Here is an 18975-nt window from a genome sequence, read left to right on the forward strand (position 1 = left end):
ACAATAAAATTAAAGAAAGATGCCCGTTCCGGATAAACCAGAACAGGCATCTTTCTTCATTATTATTCATCCATACAATCCGCTGAAACCAGCGCCATTATACGAATAATTTATATCACAGTGATACGCCTCTCTTCCAGGGAATAAAATCATCCTGGTGCAGTTGTTCTGCCTTTGTATATACTTCACCGCTGGCAGTCTGAATGACATATTCAAGGATCTGTTCACCTACTTCAGCAATGCTATGCTGACCGCTGATAATAGTGCCGGTATTGATATCAATGATATCAGGCATGCGGGTGGCGAGCCTGGTATTGGTAGCCAGTTTCAATACAGGTGCAATAGGATTGCCTGTAGGGGTACCAAGACCGGTGGTAAACAATACCACGTTGGCGCCGGAACCTACTTCTGCAGAGGTGGATTCCACATCATTACCGGGTGTACATAAAAGGTTCAGACCGGGTTTGGTGACATACTCTGTATAATCCAGTACAGCTGTTACCGGTGAAGTACCACCTTTTTTTGCTGCACCGGCAGATTTAATCGCGTCGGTGATCAGGCCATCTTTGATATTACCGGGAGAAGGATTCATATGGAAACCTGAACCTACCGATTGTGCCTGTGTTTCATACGCACGCATAATGCGGATGAATTTATCTGAAGTGGCTTCAGATTCACAACGGTTGATCAGTTCCTGTTCCACACCGCATAATTCCGGAAACTCAGATAAGATAGAAGTGCCACCCAGCGCCACCAGCAGGTCGGAGGTATGTCCTACTGCAGGGTTGGCGGAAATGCCGGAGAAACCATCGGAGCCACCGCACTCCAGTCCGATCACCAGTTTTGATAACGGGCTTGGCTGGCGTGTTAGTTTGTTGGCTTCCACCAATGCGAGGAAAGTATCTTTAATCGCGGATGACAGCATCGCAAATTCGGAAGCACTCTTCTGCTGTTCGTATACCAGTACTGGTTTGTTGAATTGCGGATTCAGTTTTTTTAGTGATTCCTGTAAGATGGATACCTGTGCATGCTGGCATCCCAGGCTCAGGATAGTGGCGCCCGCTACATTGGAATGATGGATGTATCCTGCCAGCAGCGCACACAATGCGTCTGAGTCCTGGCGGGTACCGCCGCAGCCTCCTTCGTGGGTGAGGAACTTGATACCATCAATATTCGGGAATACAATGTTTCGTTTATCCGTTTTCGTTAGTGCGTCTGCTTCATATTCCCTGATCGCTGCTATATTACCACTTTTATAAAGCGATACGAGATCCTGTACCTGTTCATTATAAACTTCTGCCGGAGAAAATCCCAGTCCTTTTTCAAAAGCGGTTTTGATCACGTTCACATTTCTGTTCTCACAAAATACCAGGGGAATTACCAGCCAGTAGTTGCGGGTACCTACCTGTCCGTCTTCCCGGTGATAACCCATAAAGGTGCGGTCTTTCCACTTGCTTATATCCGGTGCCTGCCATTGCAGGGCGCCGTCTTTTTCATGGAAGGAGTTGGCATCGTGGACAACATTTTCGGTAGTGATGCTTTCCCCTTTTGCCAGGGGTTTGGTGGCTTTTCCAACCAGTACGCCGTACATGGTAATAGGCGCTCCGGCATTGATATCGTTAATCAGGAATTTATGTTTAGCGGAAATATTTTGCTGAAGCTGAATCGTATGACCATTAAAGGATATATCGGTACCTGCCGGGAGATCCTGTAGAGCAACCAGCACATTATCGTCAGGATGAATTTGTAAATAAGTGTTCATAAAAGCTAAAGTAGTAAATATCACTTCCTGCGGGTAATACTAAAATGTTAATCCATGATGAGATTTTGACTATTTGGTATAACAGCTGGAATGTTTGATGGTAGCAAGTTACGAATGAATTGGTAAATGTTAATTTTCAATTAATAATTAACAAATAGCTATTGGATAGCAGTAGCAGCCGGTTATGCGTCAAAACAGCCGGATAGGCGGCAATTATTATTTTATAATATAGCTATAACACATGGTATGTATTTTTTATCTTACAGAAAATAATTGTCAGATGTACATTAAAAGAATAGCATGTAGCATATGCCTGCTTGCAGGGCTTTTCATTACATTGTCTGTGAAGGCACAGGAGCAACGATCTCCCCGTAATTACCTGTATAAAACCTGGCAGCAGGCTGGCGGCGCAGCGGCTTTTAGTGAGGTAGACAGCTGGAAGAAAACACGCTCCGCAGCCATTACGGCTAAAATAAAGCAGTTACCGGCAGCAACCCGCAAGGCGCTGCTGTCCGGCGCCGATAAAGCCATGCTTTTTACCTGGCCGATATTACCAGCCACATTATACCTCGAATACCGCGATAACGGAAACCGGTCGAATTATGAAAATGCGCAGTTTGAACGGCGGCAGGTCTTGTCTGCACTGGTTGTTGGAGAACTGGCAGATGGCCGGGGAAAGTACCTGCCGCAAATCGTAAACGGATTATGGGCTATCCTGGAGGAAAGCACCTGGGTAATACCGGCGCATATCAGCGGTCAGAAAGCGGGTACAGACCTGGCAGATCCTACCGATCCTATTGTAGACCTGTTTGCCGGAGAAACCGCCTCAACAATCAGCTGGGCGCAGTTCCTGCTGCATGATCAGCTGGAAAAGTTTTCGCCAGTAGTGAACAAGCGCATTGCCTATGAGCTGAACCAGCGCATCATCACTCCTTATCTGCAACGCGATGATTTCTGGTGGATGGGTTTCAATGGAAGCGAGGTTAACAACTGGAATGTCTGGATCAATACCAATGTGCTGCAAACAGCTTTACTGAGTGTAAATGGAACGGCTATACGAAACCGTGTTATTGAAAAAACAATCCGCAGCAGCGATAATTTTGTAAACGGTTATCCGGATGACGGAGGCTGCGATGAAGGCCCTTCTTACTGGGGGCATGCCGGCGGAAAACTGATTGAATTTATCACCTGGCTCGATAACGCTTCCGGGCATAAACTGAATTGGCGTGATAATGAATTGATCCATCAGATAGGCACCTATATTTATAAAATGCATGTAGACAGTAACCGCTTTGTAAATTTTGCGGATGCTTCTGCCCATACTATTCCGCCGCCACATACGGTTTATCTGTATGCAACAGCCTTCAACGATCCTTTGATGAAGGGGTTTGCCGCTTATCTTTACAGGTTGGCCAACCCTGATCCGCTGCAACTGAATACATCTTCCCTGGCATTTTTTATTTATGACCTGGAGAGCAGGGATGCATTGCTGGCCACTACGCCGGCAGCGCCTTATACGGCTGTTAACTGGCTACCGGACCTGCAGGTATTATCCCTGCGATCGCAGGCGGGTACTGCAAAAGGCTTGTTCTTTGCAGCTTTGGGAGGTCATAATGCCGAAAGTCATAACCATAATGATGTAGGTAATTTTGTGTTGTATATGGACGGAAAGCCTGCACTGATCGATGTTGGCGTGGGTGTGTATACCAAGCAGACCTTCAGTGCCGACCGTTATAAATTATGGTACATGCAATCACAATGGCATAACTGTCCTACGGTGAATGGTGTGCAGCAGCAGGAGGGGCGCAGGTTCCGGGCGAATGACGTGCATTTCAGCGAAGGTAAACAGGAACGTATTTTAAGTATGGACATTGCCGCCGCCTATCCTGCTACCGCCCAGGTGAAAACATGGAAACGCACTTTTACCTTTACCCCCGCCGCTGAAAGGCTGCAACTGAAAGAAGAATACCAGCTGACAGCCTGGAAAGAGCCATTCAGGTTACATTTTATGACTGTTTTACCCGTAGATGCAAGAACGCCGGGAAAGATTATATTAAAAGGCATCGGCTGCAACCTGGTGATGACCTATGATCCTGCTTTGTTTGAAGTTATCATGGAGCAACAGGCAGTCAACGACGCCCGTTTATCCCCGGTATGGGGTAACCAGGTAACACGTATCAGCCTGAAAGCCCACAAGGAAGCCCTGAGTGGCGCGCATGAGGTGGGATTTGTGATGAGCAGATAGCCCAAAGATCCAAAGAAAAATAAGGCGTAAAATGAACCCACAGGAACTTTTTTTTGGTAAATGTTTGAATATTGCAAACGTTTGCATTAAATTAGAGAAATCCGGGACTTTCTTAAATAAAAACACCCAACAATAATATATGAGCACACAGTATGATTCAAGGTATGCGAGCAGCCCTGCAGAAGTGAAGCACATGGATACCGCGCAGTTGAGACAAGCTTTTTTGATAGAGAAGATTTTTGAGGCAGATAATATATCCTGGGTACACACCCATTATGACCGTTATCTCACCGGCGGGGCGATGCCTGTAAAAGGTCCGGTGACACTGGAAACCATCGACCTGTTAAAGGCAGGCTATTTCCTGGAAAGACGGGAGTTGGGCATGATCAACGTAGGGGGAGACGGCATTGTAGTAGTAGACGGTGAAAAGTTTGAGCTGTCTTTTAAAGAAGCCCTGTATATCGGAAAAGGAAAGCAGGAAGTCGTGTTTCATAGTAAGCATGCACAACAACCGGCCAAATTTTACCTGAATTCCACACCAGCGCATCATGGCTATCCTACGCGCAAAGTGTCGAAAAGCGAAGCGGAAGTGGTAACACTGGGTACGCTGGAAACATCTAATCACCGCGCTATTAATAAGCTGTTGGTAAATAGTGTACTGGAAACATGCCAGCTGCAGATGGGCATGACGGAGCTGAAACCCGGCAGTGTATGGAATACGATGCCGGCACATACGCACGACAGAAGAATGGAAGTATATTTTTATTTCGAAGTGCCGGAAGGGCAATCTGTATGTCACTTTATGGGACAACCACAGGAAACCCGTCATATATGGATGCAGAATGAACAGGCCGTGATTTCACCGCCCTGGTCTATCCATGCAGGCGCGGGTACCGCCAACTATACCTTTATATGGGGAATGGCCGGCGAAAATCTCGACTATGGCGATATGGATCATTGCAAGATCAACGATTTACGTTAAATAAACCGATAACAGTTGCAATCATGGAAATGAAAAAAACTATAGCAGGAAGCTTGCTGGGCCTTTTTTTCCTGCATACCGGTGTGTCCTTACATGCCGAAAAGCGGGTGACTACCGAAAAGCAGCCGGCTGTAAAAGCTATACGCACAGATTCCTTCACAGCATCGGCTGTGCGGGCGCAAATGGAAAAAGTAGCCAGCTGGCAATGGGGGTACATTGATACAAAAGGCTGGCCACGCCGGCAAACGGACTGGACAAACGGCGCTATGTATGCGGGCATGCAGGCACTGACCCAGGTAACTGCCAATCCTTATTACGTACAACGACTTGTGCAGGTAGGAAAAGATAACGACTGGAATACAGGACCAGACCGGTTCTTTGCAGATGACTACTGTATAGGTCAGCTTTACTCGCAACTATATCCTGTTTATAAAGACCCGGTGATGATCGATAAATTCCGTCTACTGGCAGACAGCATTGTGGCGGCACCGCATACGGAATCGCTGGAGTGGAAGGACAGGATCAACCGCCGGGAATGGGCCTGGTGTGATGCATTGTTTATGGGACCACCCGCACTGGCTTATTTATCTACTGTCACCGGAGATCCCCGCTACCTGGCAACAGCCGCTAAACTATGGTGGAAAACAACTGACTATTTATATAGCAAAGAAGATAGCCTGTACTTCCGGGATGGCAGTTATTTTGGGAGAAAGGAAAAGAATGGCGCCAATGTTTTCTGGAGCCGTGGTAATGGCTGGGTAATGGGTGGCCTTGCCCGCGTGATGGACAATATGCCTGCTAATCATCCTGACAGGGCACGCTTCCAGGAATTATTCAAACAAATGGCTTACCGCATAGCCGCCCTGCAAAACGCAGATGGCACCTGGCGCGCGAGCCTCCTGGACCCTGATAGTTATCCTTCTAAAGAAACAAGTGGCACGGGCTTCTTCGTATATGCGTTAATGTGGGGTGTGAATAACGGCCTCCTGCCGGAGAAAGAATTTATGCCGGTTGTCTACAAAGGATGGCAGGCGTTGGTAGACTGCGTACAGCCTGACGGCAAACTAGGTTTTGTACAGGTGATAGCTGCTTCACCCGGAAAGGTTACAGCAGACGATACCGCTGCATACGGCGTAGGTGCGTTCCTGTTAGCCGGATCAGAACTGATCAAATATGATCTTCATAAAAATTCATCTCCCGATATTATTATAACAAATGCTACCGGTCTTAATCGTGCAGATGAAATAGTGGAAATTCCCTATGAACAATTTACCGCCCGGCTGAACAAGGCTACCAGACAACATTTCAAGGTAGTTGATATATTGGCTGCACAGGAAATTCCTTACCAGCTGATCTATGAAGGTGGTAAAACACCCAAAAAAGTGTTGCTACAGGTAAGCGTTGCACCGGGCGCCAGTGTGAAAGCAGCAGTAGTGGAAGGTACACCCGCACCGGTGACAGCAAAGGCTTACGGCCGTTATGTTCCGGAGCGTAAAGATGATTATGCCTGGGAAAATGACCGCATTGCATTCCGTATGTATGGCAAGGCGCTTGAAAAATTTCCAAAGGAAATGGCCCATGGCATTGATGTATGGGCAAAGCGGACCAACGACCTGGTGATTGATACCTGGTATAAGCTGGATAATTATCATCACGACAACGGTCAGGGACTGGATTACTACAGCGTAGGTCTTACCCTGGGCGCCGGTGACGTGGCGCCATATGGCAAGGATACGATCTATTATCCCAGGAATTATCGTACTTCCAAAACGCTGGATAACGGCCCACTGCGTACTACTTTCTCACTCACCTACGACACCTGGAAGGCTGGTAATATAGCCGTTTCCGTTACTAAAACCATTTCACTGGATGCAGGCTCGCAACTGAATAAAATGCAGGTGCAATACAACTTTAAAGGAACTGACATCCCGGTGGTTACCGGCATTGTAAAACGTGCGGAACCCGGAACCGTTTTACTGGATGAAAAAACCGGTGTAATGGGTTACTGGGAACCGGTTCATGGGGAAGACGGTACCATGGGACTGGGTTGTGTTTTTGTAAAGGAAGTGCGGGGAATGAAAACAGATCGTGTACATTTGCTAAGCCCCGGAACTGCCAGTAGTCAACAGCCCTATGTGTATTATACAGGTGCAGCCTGGAGTAAAGGTGGTAAGATCACTTCGGCAGCAGCATGGTTTAGCTACCTCGAAGCATTTGCACAAAAAATTAAAGAACCGTTGACCGTTACGATGCCATAGTGTATGCGTGATGTGTTGTCCCCGAAGGGAGGTTACGGATAATTAAATTATTACAACATGGATTTATTTCAGCTAAAAGGAAAGACGGCGCTGGTAACCGGTTGCAAGCGGGGGATCGGTAAAGCGATGGCTTTGGCGCTGGCATCAGCGGGCGCTGATATTATCGGGGTATCTGCCTCACTGGAACTGACAGGGAGTGAAGTGGAAAAGGAAGTAACCGCATTGGGAAGGAGCTTTACAGCTTATCAGTGCGATTTCTCCGACCGTGCGGCGCTCTACGCATTTATTAATAAATTACAACAGGATGTACCGGTAATTGATATACTGGTAAACAATGCCGGCACCATTATGCGTAAGCCGGCGGCAGAACATCCGGATGAATATTGGGATGAGGTGATGGACACCAATCTGAATGCACCGTTTATACTTACCCGTGAAATCGGGAAGGGAATGATTGCAAGAGGCAGTGGAAAAGTTATCTTTACGGCATCCCTGCTTACCTTCCAGGGTGGTATTAATGTGCCGGGGTATGCTGCCAGCAAAGGTGCAGTAGGGTCGCTGGTAAAGGCTTTTGCCAATGAATGGGCCTCCAAAGGGGTGAATGTGAATGCTATTGCGCCTGGTTATATTGCTACCGACAACACCGCCGCTTTACGGGCGGATGAACAACGCAGCAACTCCATCCTGGACAGGATCCCGGCTGGCCGCTGGGGGGAGCCGGCAGATTTTGCAGGCCCCGTAATTTTCCTCGCTTCCAAAGCAGGTGATTATGTACATGGCACGATACTTACCGTAGATGGCGGTTGGATGGGAAGATAAGAGGAACAATTACAGCTAATTGCTAAAAAATGAGCAAACGTACAGAAAAGACAATCGTTGATATTGCAGAAGAACTGAAACTATCGGTATCTACTGTATCACGCGCACTGAACGATAATCCTAACATCAGCGCACGTACGAAAGACAGGGTGAAGAAAATGGCACGCAAGCTGGGATATCGTCCCAATGCATTGGCGGCAGGTTTGCGCAATAATAAAAGCAAAACCATCGGGCTCATCGTGCCACGTATCTCTATGTTCTTTCCCGCTGCTATCAGTACCATCATACAAAACAAATTACAGGAGCACGGTTACAACCTGATCATTTGTCAATCAAATGATTCCTACGATCAGGAAGTGGCCCTGGTAAATACGCTGTATTCTGCCCGTGTAGATGGACTGGTGGTATCTACTACGCTGTATACTACTGACTTTTCTCATTTTGATGTTTTTAAAGACAATGGTATCCCACTGTTGTTTTTTGACCGTGTACCCAAGGATTATAATGTAAAGGTGATCAAGGGAGATGATTACCTGGGAGGATATACAGCTACCACCCACCTGATAGAAAAAGGGTGTAAAGATATTGTTCATATCTCCGGTCCGGTGAGCTGTACTTTGTATAGTGAGCGCGTAGCCGGTTATAAGAATGCTTTGCAGGAACATAAACTGCCGTTTAAAAAAACGCGCATCTTTTATCATGAGCTTACCCGTGATAATGCCTGGCAGACATGCGAAAAGATTTTTGCACAACAACCTTACCCGGATGGAATTTTCGCTTCCAATGATACCACAGCGATTGCCATCCTGGAATATTGCCGTAAAATAAATGTACGGGTACCGGAAGACCTGAAAGTAGTTGGTTATTCCAATGACCCGCGTACAGAAATCATAACACCGCCGGTCACCAGTATAGACCAGCACCCGGCGATGATGGGGGAAAGAGTAGTAGCTGCGCTGATGGAATTGATCAGCAGTAAGCAATCTGCTGTACCACGTTATTCACAGGAAGTAATACCTATTCAACTGATAGCCCGCGGTTCTACTGCAGGTATGGCTAAAGCCAGCGGAAAAAAGAAATAGATCAACCTTTTAAGCTACGTTATTTATGAAAAAGAACCTGTTCTTCATGATGCTCCTATTGCCTGCGATGGCAATGCAATCGTATGCACAGACCCGCAAAGCCGACCCGGCGTTATTGCGTAAAGCAGATGAAACATTGCAGTTTGCAGCACGTCAGTATAAGCTGATGATGACGCATGTACCGGATAGCGTGTTGCCGCGCACCACGAATACCAAAAATGGCAGCCTGGTAACATCCAAATCAAACTGGTGGACTTCCGGTTTTTATCCCGGTACTACCTGGTACCTGTACGAATACACGAAGGACCCCGCTTTTAAAGCAGAGGCAATCAAACGCATGGAGCTGGTAAAAAAGGAACAATACAATACGCACACCCATGACCTGGGCTTTATGATGTATTGTCCGTTTGGTAATGCGCTGCGCATTACCGGCGATACTGCATATCAAAGTATTCTGCTGACGAGCGCCCGGTCACTGGTTACCCGTTTTAACCCGACCGTAGGTTGCATCAAATCATGGGACCATGGCACCTGGAAATTCCCGGTGATCATCGATAATATGATGAACCTGGAACTGTTGACATGGGCTACCCGCGTGAGCGGCGACAAGCAGTTCGAGAAGATTGCGCGGACGCATGCCAATACGACGATGAAAAATCATTTCCGCCCGGATTACAGTTCTTACCATGTGATAGATTATGATCCTGCTACCGGCGCGGTGCTTGCAAAGAAAACGCATCAGGGCGCGGCAGACAGCTCCGCCTGGTCGCGCGGACAGGCATGGGGACTGTATGGTTACACACTGATGTACCGCGACACAAAAGATAAAGCTTACCTGCAACAGGCGCGTCATATTGCTGATTACATCCTGAACAATCCCAATATGCCGGCTGACCTGATCCCTTACTGGGATTTTAATGCACCCGGTATTCCCAACGCATTGCGGGATGTATCTGCCGCTGCTGTTACTGCGTCTGCATTGCTGGAGCTGAGCAGGTATACCAAGAACGCCGATGGCAAACGCTATTGGGCTGCTGCGGAAAAAATGCTGACCAACCTTTGCAGCCCTGCTTACCTGGCAAAAGAAGGAGAGAACAACGACTTTATCCTCATGCACAGCGTAGGCTCGCTGCCACATGACTCCGAAGTAGATGTGCCTTTAACTTATGCAGATTATTATTTTGTAGAAGCATTGATGCGTTATAAGGAGTGGACTAAATAGGTAATAGTAATAATTAAATACTCAGGCGTGGACAGACGTTTCTTCCTAAAAGCAGTACCCATGGCAGGCATAGCCGGTACCCTGCATACAGACAAAGGATTGTTGAAAAATATGGCGGATCATCAACCGGTAATAAAACTGGTTGATGACCGCGCATATAATCTTGATCTTCTTCTACGTATATGCGACCCCGTTATCAGCGGCCTAAGCGAAGGAAAACTGAAGGCAACCATGCCTACAGCCGTTGCGCCCGCCTATTCAAAACCGGTAACGAAGGTAACCTACCTGGAAGCTTTTGGCAGAACACTGGCAGGATTGGCGCCATGGCTGGAACTCGGTGAAGACAATACCGCGGAAGGTAGTAAACGCATGGATATGCTGGTGAAAACCCGCAAAGCCATTGCGATGGCAGTGGATCCGGCATCACCAGATTATATGAACTTTACCGGTAAGTATGATGCACAACCTTTGGTAGATGGCGCCTTCCTGGCACATGGCCTGTTGCGTGCTCCGACAAAGTTATGGCAACCGCTGTCCGCCAAAACAAAAGAACAGGTAGTTACCGCATTAAAAAGCCTGCGCAGCATAAAAGCGTTTACCAATAACTGGGTACTCTTTTCCGCGATCATCGAAGCTGCGTTGCTGAAATTCGATGCAGGCTGGGATCGCAAGCCGGTGGACTTTGCCGTGCAAAAGATCATGGAATGGTACAAGGGCGACGGGATGTATGGCGACGGCGTGCATTTTCATTTTGATTATTACAATTCTTTTGTTATCCAGCCCATGCTGGTAGACATCCTGAAGGTACTGGCGGAAAAAGAAAAGGACAGCGCCCCTTCTTATGAGCTGGCACTGAAACGCATGCAGCGGTACGGAGTGATACTGGAAAGACAAATATCGCCGGAAGGGACCTTCCCGGTGGTAGGCCGCTCTATGCCTTACAGGAATGCGGCTTTCCAGGCGCTGGCACAGTTGGCGCTGGATGAAAAACTCCCGCCTGAATTATCTCCTGCACAGGTTCGTTGTGCACTAACGGCGGTGAATAAACGAATTTTTGAAGCGCCGGGTACTTTTGATAAAAACGGCTGGTTACAAATCGGTTTCTGTGGTCATCAGCCGGAGTTGGCAGATGTATACACTTCTACAGGCAGTCTGTATTTGTGCAGTACCGGTTTCCTCGCCCTGGGCTTGCCCGCCCATCATCCTTTCTGGGCGTCACCAGCGGAGGAATGGACTGCGCAGAAAGTATGGAAGGGGGAAAGGGTGATGAAAGATCATGCGTTGGATTGATCATTTTTTCTAAAAAGATGCTTTCTATTTCCGGTCATCTTCCGTAAATAACTTTATCTGTTCTTTACCATCTGGTGTAAGCCATTTTTCGTATACGATGCGTACGGATTCATACTGTTGTGATGCCAGGAACTGTTGCATCCGGTGGTTGTTGCTGGCGGTATATCTCACTATTCTTCTCACATCTTTATCTATATAAATTTTTTCCAGTGCTTCGTTGAGCCGGCGATAAATTCCTTGTCTGCGAAAAGCTGGCGCCACGTAGCCATCAGATATGTAGAGGGTATCGCCGGTATAGTCTTCTATCCGGCTTTCATCAGCTTCTTCGATATAACCGAAAATAAAACCGGCGGGTATGCCGTCACTGTATGCCAGCAAACAGGTTCCATCACTGGTTTCCTGTGTGCTGATCACATGTTGCATATAATCAGCAGCAATACTTTCCCAGGCAGCCATTTTGTGGATGAATGTATTTTCAGAATCCTGTAATGCCTGCATCATTGCCGCGATGAGCGCATAATGATCACGAATGAGGATGGGCGTTATGGTCAGCATCGCGGAGTTTTTTATGGATTAGTCCGGCCTGACAGGGCTGCCTGTCCAGTCCGTACCGGATTGTAATTTTTCGCCTTTCATGACGAGCGAGAGTGGGGAGAGATTTACATCGTCTCCGATTTCGCTGTCATACAAAATGATGGAACGGGCGCCAATACTGCTACGGGCACCAATTTTGATCGCTCCTATTTTCATTACCCGGTCTTCAAACAGGTGTGTCTGTGGGCCGCTGTCTTCGTTGAGCGCGGTATCTGTTCCTATCTCCACCATATCAAATTCGGTAATATCAGTGGTGTTCAACCAAACACGGCGACCTGTTTTTACGCCCAGCAGCCGAAGCAATACCGGCAGCCAGGGCGTGCCTTTGAGGAAGTCCAGCAGGAAGGGTACCGACAATGCCTCGTAGGTAGAAGTGGTGCCTTCACTGCGCCATACTTTGGATGTCCACATAGGACTTTGCAGTGGTTTATACCGGCCGGTAAGGATCCATTTCATCATTACGGTGAAGAAATAAGCCGGTAGTCCCAGGAAGAAAAGATAGTAAAAAGGAAATTGTATTAACGCTTCCCACCATGGTTTTTCTGTAACAAGATCGTGTGCATAAGCAATAAAGAGGATACTGCAACAGATCACCACCGTTTCTGGAATGAGGATGCGTACAAACTCCACGAATCCTCTCGCCATCTTGCGTTGGGCAGAAGGATGTGTGGTGAGCTCCGGTGGAAAGAAACGGCTTTCCTGTCTGCGTGGCAGTGCAATGGCAGGAGAACCGAACCAGTCGCGCGCTTTGTTTTCCGCCAGTTGTTCTTTCGATGGCGGCGTAGATAATACACCGATGAGCATATTTTCCGGTAGCACATAACCTTGCGGAATCAGTGCACTGTTGCCTACAAAGCTGTTGTTATGGATCACTGTTTTTTCGAGGGTGAGCTGTTGTGCCCGCACATCGGATTCTCCCAGTGTTACGGCATCAGCGATAAAAGCGCCGTCACCTATTTCCAGCAATGGATGGGTAACACTACTGGCGGTGGATACTTCTGTGTTAGCGCCTATTTTAGCACCGAGTGCGCGGAACAGGGCGGAGATATAGACGGTAGCAAAGATGGGATGTATAACGATCAGCGATAGTGACATGAGTTGATCGGCAAACCATTTGCGTACATAAAAAGCACTGTAAACCGGGTACACACCGGGTTTGATACCCCATTGCAACAACCTGGTGAGCAATACTGTTTCCAGGGTGAATAAGATGATATAGCTCAGCGCCAGTGATGGCGTGATGATCATGTAATTAAAATTATAATCCGGTGCGGCATTATCAAGCTGGTTAAGTATGATAATAGTTGGTAACAAAGGTAACAGCACGGTAAATGGAAACACGAGTAGAAATAGTGAAAAGATAACACTGTATTTTCTACGGGTGGCCGCTGAGACCGGCAGTGGTTGCGGCAATTCGCTGATAGCCTTTTTTACTTTCAATGTTGCCGGACTGCCCTGCCATATTTCACCAGAGGCGATAGTATTTTTGGGAGAAAGATAGCTGAGATCCTGCAATTCACTCCAGGGTTCCATGATGGTATCGCCGCCAACAATGGCACTGCTGCCGATATAAGCATGATCGCCAAGATATACGGTGCGTAGTTTCAGGAGTCCGTCTTCTACAAAAGCATTATCGATCACTGCCTGTGAACTGATACTTACATCGCTGCCGATGGTTACCAGGTCTTCCGCCCCGATGGTGACGGCGCCGAGTTGTGCATCCGGTGCAATTTTTACACCGAGCATACGGAGGAAAGCAGGGTAGAGTGGTGTACCATTCAGGAACTGCGAAGGCATGAGGCGCTGCATGGTTTTTACGAGCCACCACCTGAAATAATAGGTACCCCATAGCGGATAGTCGCCGGCTTTCATTTTACCGATGATCAGCCATTTGGTAACAATAATTAATATAGAGAACAACAGCGGGAGCAGGCAGAACATACCCAGTGCCGTGATGATAGCGTAACCGAGACTACCGGTATCTTGTTCTACGTAATAGTAGCCCAGGTATGGGAAAAATATCTGCATGGCAAATAAACCAAAGATCACCAGCAGGGAAACAGATTGTGCGATCCAGCAGGTGAGGTGCCGCCACCAGGGGATTTTGTGGAAGACACGGTCTTTCTTTTTACTGGTTTGCGGTTGTACATTCCATACATCTATCAGTGTTTGTAACGGACGATGGATGTAGACATCTTTCAGGGAAGCCTGTGGTACATTGCCTTCGCGGCGAAGCCGGGATACAAAGGCAGCAGCCAGTAAGGAGTGCCCGCCGAGGTCCGTAAAGAAATCCTGTTGCAGGTCGATGCTGCAGTCGGGAAATACTTTCGCCAGGATAGCCATAACCCTGTCGGGCAGGGGCGCATTGGTATCGATAACTTCATGCGTGGTGGCCTGTAGGAAAGCTGCCGGAACAGGCAATGCTTTACGGTTTATTTTTCCACTGGGCAGCCGGGGCATATCATCCAGCAAGAGGATGGTACCCGGCACCATGTATGGTGGTAATACTTTTGCCAGTGCTGTACGAAGTGTGGTTTCATCAAAAGGTTGGTCATCTTCCTTTACTATATAACCTACCAGTTGATCCTGTTCATTATTATCTTTCTTTACAGCAACAGCGGCGGCTATTATGCCAGGGAGTGTATGCAGCCTGCTTTCTATTTCTCCCAGTTCAATACGGTAACCGCGTAATTTGATCTGGTCGTCGAGACGGCCCTGGAAGTCGATATTACCATCGGGTAATATAATGGCGGCATCGCCGGTGCGATAGATCATATTGCCCGGTAATGTTTCCAGTGAAGCAGGTTTTATGATGAACTTTTCCTGTGTTAATTCAGGGCGGTCGATATAGCCGTTACCAACACCGGGACCGGTAATGATCAATTCCCCGCGTTCTCCCAGCGGGAGGATGTTGAGTTTTTCATCTACTACCGCCATGTTATAGTTAGGCAGCGGATGCCCGATGGTGATGGTATCGCCGGGTTTCAGTGCAGCGAAAGTGGCGCTGACCGTTGTCTCCGTAGGTCCGTAACTGTTATAGAACAGGCGGGGAGGTATACCCCATCTGGCCAGTACCTGTGGTGTGCAGGCTTCTCCGCCGGCATTGATCAGGCGGAGTGAAGGGATGTTATCTTCCATTACTGCCAGTAAACTGGGAACGGCATGCAGCACGGTGATCTTTTCCTTGTGCAGGGTATCGCCCAATTCATCTATCGCTTTGGCGGTAGTGGCATCCGCCACCCACAAGGTAGCGCCGGCAAAGTAACTCAGCCAGGTTTCTTCACACCACATATCGAAGGATACGGAGAAGCCCTGGTATACTTTGTCGGTAGCTTTTATATTTAAAACAGTTTGTTCTGATCTTACAAGGTGACAGATCTGCCGGTGGCTGATAGGGATGCCTTTGGGCTTTCCTGTGCTGCCGGAAGTGTACAGCACGTAGGCTACATTATCCGGTGCGGGGCCTGCATGTAACAGGAATTGTTGTTGTGTATCGGGTACGGGTGGTACGGTTATGACGGGTGCTGACAACTGAAGCGGCACTTCGCTGAAACAGGCTGCAGCTTTTACTTCTGTGAGTACACCTTCCACACGTTCTGCTGGCATTTCACGATCCAATGGTACGTAAGCAGCGCCTGCTTTTACAATGCCAAGGATAGCGGCATGCAGCTCTGGTCCGCGCGGCCACCATACACCTACCACGCTGCCGGGGCCTATTCCCAGCGATTGTAACATAGCTGCTATCGCATCACTCCAGTGATCCAGCTGTGCATAAGTAAATGATTGCTGTTGAAAAATGAGCGCGATATGATGTGCATGGATCTTTGCTGTATGCCTGAATATATCAGCCAGGGTTTCTTCATGCAATAAATCCGGCTTCCGGGGTCCTTTAACTATACTATAACTATTCATATGTTTGTAGACCCTTTAAGGTCCATTGTTGCTTGGTTTGACAAAGTTAAAGGGTAGTATGGTAGGCGGGGCTTATAATTAGCTTAAAAATGACTTTTGTTAGCCAGAAGAGGCTTATTGTACGTTGAAATGGCGGGATGCTATTTTGCCCGCTCCCTTCTTATTCACGTTGTCCATAACCGTACACCCTTGTATCAAAAACGGACAATTGCATTAATTTATAAATTGTTTATCTGTTGATTATCAGAAGGATTTTTAACTGGCACTATACTGGAAAACTACTCACTATGCGGTGTGTCCGGACCAGGTGAAATAGATAGTTTATCAAGATTTTAAAACAGCCATTAACGATGCTCAGTAACTATTTCACGATTGCCATCAGGAGTATCCGGCGTAACCTTAGTTACACCTTCCTCAATGTTTTTGGGCTTACATTAAGTGTAGCCGCCTGCCTGGTTATTTTTCTGGTTGTGAGAAATGAACTGAGCTATGACAGCTATCATAAAAAAGCAGACCGTACTTATCGTGTTACGTTGCATGCACTGGATTTTAATCCCAGTGTTTCTATGGCAGTAGTACCGGCTATGCGTACAGATTTTCCGGAGCTGGAAGCCGTGTCACAGGCATTCTTTCAGACCAATGGTCTTGTAAAGGCGGGGAATACCAGCTACATTGAAAAAAGGTATGGTTTTGTTGATGAACAATTTACCAGCATCTTCGATTTTGAATGGCTGGCCGGCAATCCCAAGAGTGCGTTGCAAGAACCCAATACAGCTGTATTGACAGAAAGTATTGCCCGGAAATTTTTTGGAGATAAAGATGCAATGGGACAGATCTTCCGGCTGAATAACGAATTTGATGTGAAGGTAACAGGACTGATCAAAGACCTGCCCGGCAATACACATTTACCAATTCAGTTCATGGTTTCTTTTGCCACAATCCGGCAGGATCTGCAATCGCACGGAGCGATGTCAGAATTCTATGCTATTATGGGCGGGAATGCCTACATCGTTCTTCCGCCACATTATTCTGCGCTGCAACTGGAGAAAAAAATTCCCGCATTTATAAAAAAGAACTGGGGGCAGGACATTGCAAAAGAGGCGTCGCTGCTGTTACAGCCGATGAAAGATATTCATTTTGACCAACGTTATCTGAACAATTCAAACAGTCCTACTACCTCCCGGAAGATTTACTGGGGGCTGGCTATTATTGCATTGTTTATTATGGTTACGGCCTGCATTAATTTTATCAACCTGGCAACAGCGCAGTCTATGCGGCGTGCAAAAGAAGTAGGCGTAAGAAAAGTGCTGGGTGCTAACCGCCCGCAACTGATCTGGCAGTTCCTGAGTGAAACGTCGTTTCTTGTGTTTGTAGCATTGTTACTTGGTGTGGTAAGTGCCTTCCTGTTTATCCCACAGGTGGCGACCTGGCTGGATGTAAAGATCAGTAACCGGCAGCTGCTGCAGCCGGTAGTATTGGGCCTTGTAGTATCACTTGGCATACTCATCATGTTGCTGGCCGGATTATACCCGGCTTTTGTACAATCATCCTTCCGCCCCGTGGAATCGCTGAAACGTACTACCGGACACGTTTACCACGGACTCTCCTTACGTAAGGGCCTGGTGTTTATACAGTTCGCCATTTCACAGATCCTCATTGTTGGTACACTGGTAGTAGCGAAACAAATGGATTTTCTGAAAGCAGGAGATCTTGGATTTGACAAGGAAGCTGTTGTTACTTTCAACCTGCCGCAAAAAATTAACCAGGAGGTATTGAAGCAGCAGCTCATCGATGACCCTGGTGTGGCTATGGTTAGTTTTTCTTCCGGCGCTCCTTCCTATAATAGTTCTTTTACTACGCTCCAGGCGCCGGAGTTTGGCGTAACCAAAGATGATGTAACAGAGATGAAGTTTATAGATGAACAATATACTTCCATGTTCGGATTGAAGATGCTGGCGGGCCGCGCTGTGGCCAAACTAGGTAAAAATGATACGATACCGAATATCGTTGTCAACGAAACACTCATTCACAAATTTGGGATGCGTCAACCGGAAGATGCTGTCGGCAAACGGGTGATTGTTGGCGGACGGTCTTCTGTTATTATGGGTGTTGTGCAGGATTTTCAAAGTGAATCAAAGCATAAGCTACGCAGACCTTGCGTGTTGCTGTATAATCCCAATGTTTTCTTTGCCGCCAGTGTCAGGCTACGGCCGCAGGAAATGCAAAAGACGATGGCGCATATTCAAAAAATGTGGACGGCGCTTTTTCCTGATGATGTATTCCAGTATGAGTTCCTTGATGACCACATCGCAAGTTTGTATAAGCAAGAGGCAAAAGTGTACACTGCTTTCCGGCTCTTCTCTTCCCTTGCCATTCTCATTGGCTGTTTAGGGTTATATGGGCTGGTTGCTTTTTCCGCTGTGCAACGTACCCGGGAGGTGGGAATCCGCAAAGTGCTGGGGGCTTCCCTGGTGGATATCGTAGGTTTGTTTGCCAAAGAATTTATCCTGCTGATCATCCTGGCTTTCTTTATTGCAGCTCCTGTAGCCTATCTCGTCATGAACTATTGGCTGGGCAATTTTGCCTACCATATAAATATTGGCGGCGGTATGTTCCTGGCTGGTATCGGTATCTCTTTCCTGATAGCAGCATTTACCATTGCTTACCAGTCGCTGAAGGCCGCACTGGCTAATCCCCTGAAAAGCTTGCAGACCGAATAATTGAAAAGGTGTGGTAATAGGGAGGGGCAATTGTTTTACTGAAGTTGTTTTGTTATAGTAAGTATTGTAATATTTTTTTGTAAATTTCA

The 18975-nt window shown here is 47.3% G+C and carries 11 protein-coding genes; 8 read left to right on the forward strand and 3 right to left on the reverse strand.

Annotation, left to right across the window (positions count from 1 at the left end; genetic code table 11):
• Window positions 1–115 precede the first annotated feature (115 nt).
• Window positions 116–1762: an altronate dehydratase family protein gene (locus ABQ275_RS02070; protein WP_349316607.1), complete on the reverse strand. Its 1647-nt coding sequence runs from the start codon at window positions 1760–1762 to the stop codon at window positions 116–118.
• A 280-nt stretch (window positions 1763–2042) separates the two neighbouring features.
• Between ABQ275_RS02070 and ABQ275_RS02075 the strand changes: the two genes are divergently transcribed.
• From ABQ275_RS02075 to ABQ275_RS02105, 7 genes are all read left to right on the forward strand, one after another.
• On the forward strand, window positions 2043–4007 hold the full coding sequence (locus ABQ275_RS02075) for a heparinase II/III family protein (protein ID WP_349316608.1): 1965 nt from the start codon (window positions 2043–2045) through the stop codon (window positions 4005–4007).
• Between the two features lie 139 nt (window positions 4008–4146).
• Window positions 4147–4989 (forward strand): 5-dehydro-4-deoxy-D-glucuronate isomerase, encoded by an 843-nt coding sequence (gene kduI / locus ABQ275_RS02080; protein WP_349316609.1) that lies wholly within the window; start codon window positions 4147–4149, stop codon window positions 4987–4989.
• 29 nt (window positions 4990–5018) lie between these two features.
• Window positions 5019–7247: a glycoside hydrolase family 88 protein gene (locus tag ABQ275_RS02085; RefSeq protein WP_349316610.1), complete on the forward strand. Its 2229-nt coding sequence runs from the start codon at window positions 5019–5021 to the stop codon at window positions 7245–7247.
• A gap of 57 nt (window positions 7248–7304) precedes the next feature.
• Window positions 7305–8066: an SDR family NAD(P)-dependent oxidoreductase gene (locus ABQ275_RS02090; protein WP_349316611.1), complete on the forward strand. Its 762-nt coding sequence runs from the start codon at window positions 7305–7307 to the stop codon at window positions 8064–8066.
• 29 nt (window positions 8067–8095) lie between these two features.
• Window positions 8096–9148 (forward strand): LacI family DNA-binding transcriptional regulator, encoded by a 1053-nt coding sequence (locus ABQ275_RS02095; RefSeq protein WP_349316612.1) that lies wholly within the window; start codon window positions 8096–8098, stop codon window positions 9146–9148.
• 25 nt (window positions 9149–9173) lie between these two features.
• Window positions 9174–10370: a glucuronyl hydrolase gene (locus ABQ275_RS02100; protein WP_349316613.1), complete on the forward strand. Its 1197-nt coding sequence runs from the start codon at window positions 9174–9176 to the stop codon at window positions 10368–10370.
• Window positions 10371–10397: 27 nt separating this feature from the next.
• The gene (locus ABQ275_RS02105; protein WP_349316614.1) at window positions 10398–11660 is read left to right on the forward strand and encodes a DUF2264 domain-containing protein; all 1263 of its coding nucleotides are present in this window, start codon (window positions 10398–10400) and stop codon (window positions 11658–11660) included.
• Window positions 11661–11684: 24 nt separating this feature from the next.
• On the opposite strand, the gene ABQ275_RS02110 is transcribed toward ABQ275_RS02105, so the two are convergent.
• Together ABQ275_RS02110 and ABQ275_RS02115 are read right to left on the reverse strand one after the other, a co-directional pair.
• On the reverse strand, window positions 11685–12215 hold the full coding sequence (locus tag ABQ275_RS02110; protein WP_349316615.1) for a GNAT family N-acetyltransferase: 531 nt from the start codon (window positions 12213–12215) through the stop codon (window positions 11685–11687).
• Between the two features lie 18 nt (window positions 12216–12233).
• A complete protein-coding gene (locus ABQ275_RS02115) occupies window positions 12234–16166 on the reverse strand; it encodes a Pls/PosA family non-ribosomal peptide synthetase (RefSeq protein ID WP_349316616.1) in 3933 nt (1310 codons plus the stop codon).
• 350 nt (window positions 16167–16516) lie between these two features.
• Here ABQ275_RS02115 and ABQ275_RS02120 point away from each other — a divergent pair, with 350 nt between their 5' ends.
• Complete coding sequence (locus ABQ275_RS02120) at window positions 16517–18886, forward strand: ABC transporter permease (protein WP_349316617.1); 2370 nt, start codon at window positions 16517–16519, stop codon at window positions 18884–18886.
• The last annotated feature ends 89 nt before the right edge of the window (window positions 18887–18975 follow it).

The sequence above is a fragment of the Chitinophaga sp. MM2321 genome (assembly GCF_964033635.1).
Taxonomy (GTDB): Bacteria; Bacteroidota; Bacteroidia; order Chitinophagales; family Chitinophagaceae; genus Chitinophaga.